General features: G+C 52.2%; 4 protein-coding genes and 1 pseudogene. All 5 read left to right on the top strand.

Features of this window, described 5'->3' with window-relative positions:
• The first annotated feature begins 16 nt into the window (after positions 1-16).
• Positions 17-1,027 (top strand): major capsid protein, encoded by a 1,011-nt coding sequence (locus CAG65_RS09700; protein WP_161453504.1) that lies wholly within the window; start codon positions 17-19, stop codon positions 1,025-1,027.
• An 8-nt stretch (positions 1,028-1,035) separates the two neighbouring features.
• Positions 1,036-1,467, top strand: coding sequence for a hypothetical protein (locus CAG65_RS09695; RefSeq protein WP_161448250.1), 432 nt, complete (start codon positions 1,036-1,038; stop codon positions 1,465-1,467).
• Complete coding sequence (locus CAG65_RS09690; protein ID WP_337247436.1) at positions 1,406-2,521, top strand: phage portal protein family protein; 1,116 nt, start codon at positions 1,406-1,408, stop codon at positions 2,519-2,521. Before CAG65_RS09695 ends, CAG65_RS09690 begins: the two co-directional genes overlap by 62 nt.
• On the top strand, positions 2,509-3,867 hold the full coding sequence (locus CAG65_RS09685) for a phage head morphogenesis protein (protein WP_161448248.1): 1,359 nt from the start codon (positions 2,509-2,511) through the stop codon (positions 3,865-3,867). The genes CAG65_RS09690 and CAG65_RS09685 overlap by 13 nt, the downstream gene beginning before the upstream one ends.
• A gap of 305 nt (positions 3,868-4,172) precedes the next feature.
• Positions 4,173-5,092, top strand: a pseudogene (locus CAG65_RS09680) (hypothetical protein); the annotation flags it as partial.

The raw sequence follows: 5,092 nt of genomic DNA, 5'->3' as shown, positions 1-5,092 counted from the left end.
ATAAAGAGAAAGAAGCATGGATATTATTGATATTTTACGCGGCCTGTTAGCCCCTCAAGAGTGGTCCGAACTGCTCAACAATTATAAAAAGCGCAAGCCGGTCCCAATGCGCATCCGCAAGAAAGTGTTCGGGGATGCGGTGTTTTACCCGAGCGTGCGCATTCCCTGGAATGTGCTCAAAGAAACCCTGTCCAACATTCCTGTCGTGCGCCGGGGCACCAAGGCGTATCAACTCGGTGGTGACGACTTAGAAACGCAATCTATCGAGCCGCAAGGCTTTTCGACCGTCTCACACATCTCGGCATCGGAGCTGAACAACCTGAAGGCTTTGGGGCTAAAGAACATTCAAAAGTTTTTTGACATGCTCCAGTTTGGCGTGATGCGTAAGATTGAAGTGTCCACCGAAGCGCTGTGCGCACAATCCCTGACCGGCAAGATTGCATATCCCATGAAGACCGCAGACGGCGCTCTGGAGCTGTTTGAAGTGGATTATGGTGAAACATTGCGCTACCGATTTGACACGTCACTCCTGGCACCAGAGGCCTCCATTGAACACGTGTACACCGCGTTGCAAGAGATGGATGAAGCCATTCAGGCCAAAGGCTATGGTGCCAACATTGAAGTGCTGTGTGGCAAAACGCTGTTTGCCCGTATTGTCACGCTGGCGGGTAAGAACCTGTCCAACGTGCTGGATGTGAAAGTCAGCAAAGGTCAGGTCAATGTTGGGGGCTACGTCATTACCTCTGAAAACGGCTCTTACGAAACCATGGTGGGCGGTGTCAAAACACGGGTAAAAACGGTGGATGATGACAAGATGGTGATGATTGACCTTGATGCGGGTCACACCCCTTACTATGCCGCACTGGACGACCTGGACGCCGGTCTTCAGGCATTGCCGTTCTTCTCCAAAGTGAAGAAAGTCGATGACCCATCAGGGGCCGATGTGTACACCATGTCAAAGCCTTTACCGGCTGTCGTCGTGGATGCGATTTGCTGGGTCGATGATGCGCTGGCTCCGGTCGCGTAGGTCCCCCCATGACGATGACCCTGACGCAGTTAAGAGCGATGGTTACTATCCAGGGCGTATCAGACGCCCTGGATGAGCAAATCTACGCCTCCTTAACGTACAACGATGAAAAAAACGCGCAAACCGCCTGTCAATCGGCCGCCCGTTGGTGCTATGCCTATCTGGGTCAAAAGAATGCGTTGACTCGCCTCTACAGTGACGATGACAAGGAAGTGCTGACGGAAGCCATGACGCAGATGGCCATTTATGAACTCGGTGAAATCAGCGAGTTTGATTTTGACGATCGCAAAGTCGAAGCCATCGCGTTACTCCATTCATTGCTTGGTCTTAATAACGGCGCTGAACAGGGCGCTCAATACACAGGAGCTGCGATTGCCCGTGATAAAGAATCTCACCTTGTCGTCCCTTATCGCTCGGCTTCCCACCGACGTTATCGTTAATCACTACCCATTGCCGACCGAGTTGGGCAACGCGCGTTACCAAAGCAGTAACTACTATTTTGGGGCCATTCGCGCCATGCTGCTTGATGAAGAGGTGGCGTCCGATATTGAGATGCGTCATGCCACCGCGATGACCGTGCCTTACGTGATTGAAGGCTCTGCCAATGACGTTGCATTTTACAACGATGTGATGGCGGACTTCGATTTAGAAACGCTGATGGAGCAGATGCTGGGGGCGACGGAGTTTGGCTTTATGCCGGTAGAGCTGATTTGGGAGAAAGGCGGCTCGCAGCTTGTCCTCACCGATTCTGAGCCCAAACGTCCTGAAGACTTTCGTCTATTAAAAGATGGCACCTTGGTGTACAGCGCGGTGGACTACACCGCAAGAACACCGGTGACAGGTAAAGTCATCCCCGTTCTGCGCAATGCGACCACTGAGCGTCCGTACGGTGAAACCATCTTAGAATCGGTCTGGCCCATTTGGCAAAGTAAGTGGATAAGCTGGGCCAACATTGAGCGTCTGGGGGAGAAATACGCCATTCCTACGGCCATTGCCCTGGCTGAAAACGCGAACGGTGATAACGATTTACAGAAAATAGCAGACTCACTGGCGCCTGTGATGAACGGCGATGCTGTGGCACTGTCTGGCGTGAAAGAGATTGTTGCGCTCGATGCGAATGGCAAGGTGGACGAGCTGCTGCGCACCATTGAATACATCGACAACAAAATCTCCAAGCGCATCACAGGGCAGACTCTCACCGGTGGCAATCAAAAGTACGGCTCTCGCTCATTGGGTGAGGTCCATGAACGGGCCGCCATGCGCGTCTCTAAACGCGATGCCCGCATGGTGCATAAGACGCTCAACGAGACGCTGTTTAAGTGGATTTTTCTGGCTAACGGCCGTGAGGGGAGCATCAAAGTCCGGGTGGATGAAGACGCTTACAAAGCGATGCTGGAATCGGCTCTGGCAAATGGCTCAGGTATGGAGCCGGTTCAACCGCTTTCCCCCCTGACCTTATCAGACGCCCCAGGAAAGCACCTATGTCTGCTTTAACTCACCTTGACCAGAAAGAAACCGACAACCTCATCAAATTGCAGCGCCTCGAAAATGAGGCGCTTTCCTTCACCGTCAAAAGCCTTTCAAGGGAGCTGGAAGCAGCGTTCAAGGCGCATTCAACCCCTGATGACATCGATATCACTCAGGTCACCCACCCGTACACCAACATTTACGCCGCATCGATGATGGTCAGTTGGTTGCTGGGTCAAGCGCATGTTCAAAACGCCATCACTGAAGCAGAAGATAAGCCCGTCGAGCTGACCTATGCGCCCATTTACCTCGCGGTGGATGATGTGCCTTTTCAGGAAGCGATGGATGCACTCAAAGTGATGCTACCGACCGATACCAAAGAGTATCGTCAGATGGAAGCGGCCATGAAGCTGCGTGCATTCACGGTGGCGAACGTCTCCAGTATTGATGCGGTCAATCGCGTGAAGAAACGCTATGAAGACGCACTGGAAAGCGGCGCTTATCGCTCTGAAACCCTGGGCAATATTCGTCAGCTTCTCGAGCAAGAAGGCTTATCTGAAGCCAACCCGTACTGGCTAGAGTTGCATTATCGCAACAACATGATGACGGCGTACAACTCTGGCCGCTGGACCCAGATTGCGAATAACGATTTGGTTGAGTTCCTGGTCTATTCGTCCGTCCTGGATTCGGGAACGACTGAGCTGTGCAGAAAGCTCGATGGCGTGATCAAACCTAAAGACGATCCGTTTTGGGAACGTTTCTACCCACCCAACCACCATAAATGCCGAGCCACCGTGTCTGTGTTGTCACGTAAGCAGTATGACGCGCTGCCGGCATCAATGCGACGCGCTTCAGAGCAAGTCAGCGGTAAGGCTTTGGACAAAGATGCCATCACTGGCAAAGAGCATCAGTTCACCAGCTCGCCATTGGTATCAATGAAAACGTTGCCCGCATCGATGATGCAGCGAGCGCAAGAATACAGTCTGACACAAAGCATTCTAAACTACTCGCTGTCGCAAAGTCAGCGTGTGCTGAATGAGCAAGTCCAGTTGGTGTCCAAACACGTCCTGTCAGCCGCGACACTCAATAAAGCGATAAAATACTCACCAGAGCTCGAACCGTTCCGGGAAATGATTCAGGAGAAGCTACTCAGTCAACCGGATGCGATTTGGTATGGACTCGATCACATGGCGGACGGAGCATGGTTACCTGTGTTGACGTATCAATTGGTGCTGGATGACCAACACTCGGCCTTGGCCTTGGTAGCCGCGTTTGACGAGGCCATCGTGCTCAATATTCACTTTTCCCGTCAATCCGAGCTGGATAAGCGACTTGCTGACCACATCAACATGTCGGATAGTCGCCAAAAGTAAGGTTTTACTGAAAAAATGAGTGCAGGGTGTTGTGTGCTTGACGATGATAAGTCTATCACTTAATTTAAATGCACTCATCCTCAATAAGGTTGAGTCCCCCTTTATCTAGCAACGTCAGATTTGCCCGCACGCATTGGCGGGCTCTTTTTTTAAGTGCCCCTCCCGGTGTGACGTTCTCCTCAAATCTTCACAAACGGCAAAATCACCAGATGAACCGTGCTTTTACCTAGTCTTTCCGGCTACGCCTTGCCGCCTCTCCATCGTACAATATCGCCATTTATGATGTCGCTTCAGGGAGAGTAACCATGTCAATAGACTTTGATTCGTCGCGTAAGGTAGTGCGCGCTGGCTATAAGCCCGTTGTGGATGAGACCGCGCTGACTCGTCCTGCGGAAGGTCCGGTCCAAGAGACGCCGGAAAAAGCGCCAGAGCAGGAAATCAACCTCAAACTCTACTGCAGTCCGGATGAACTCAACACTTTACAGACGGGTGTCTGGCTGTTAGGTGCGACTGATAACGAAAAGGCGGTTGCCCAATGGAAAAAGCAGCAAACCAGCGAAGGCGACAGTATTCTCACCGCGCAATGCTTTGAGGCCGAAGAGAAGACGCTCTATCACGATCTGTTTTTACACAGCGGTCAGTCAGACGCGTACACGGTCATGCCTAACCCGACTGACAGCCAAAAAATCAATGCCGAATTTATACCGGTGAAGCTGGCTGTTCAGGTCAGTGAAACGCGCCTTGGCTGGCCGACGGCCGGGTATTTTTACCTGTTTTCTGAAGGCAAACTGACAAAAGAATTCAAAGTGGCCGGTGACGGTCGCTGGACGTTCCAGGTGACGAGATCGGATGCCTCAAACCTGACCGAAGAGCGGCTCTCTGAGCATCACTACGCCAGCATTTTGCTGCCCTATAAGATTGAAGGTCAGCCCGCGCCCGAGCAGCACCTACTGTATCGGGAAGAAAAGCTCACGGCGGATGAGTTGGCCCAAGCCAGTCCCGACTGGCTGAACCAACATGCTATGACGCTGGACATGGACCAGGTGGTCGGTATTAAGCAAACACCTCTGCTTGAGCGGAGCGCCGAACCTACGCCTGAAAATGAAGTGCCTTCACCGATAGAAACTGTGGCGGCGGTGCATCCGTACGGCGATACCTGGGGACGTTACAACCAGCATGAAATTGATGCGCAGACCGTCAACATCACGCAAAGTCCGAGCATCGC

The organism is Vibrio sp. V39_P1S14PM300, assembly GCF_009904765.1.
GTDB classification, from domain to species: Bacteria; Pseudomonadota; Gammaproteobacteria; order Enterobacterales; family Vibrionaceae; genus Vibrio; species Vibrio proteolyticus.
The sequence above is the reverse complement of the archived record's forward strand: the minus strand, read 5'-3'. Positions and strand labels throughout refer to the sequence as shown.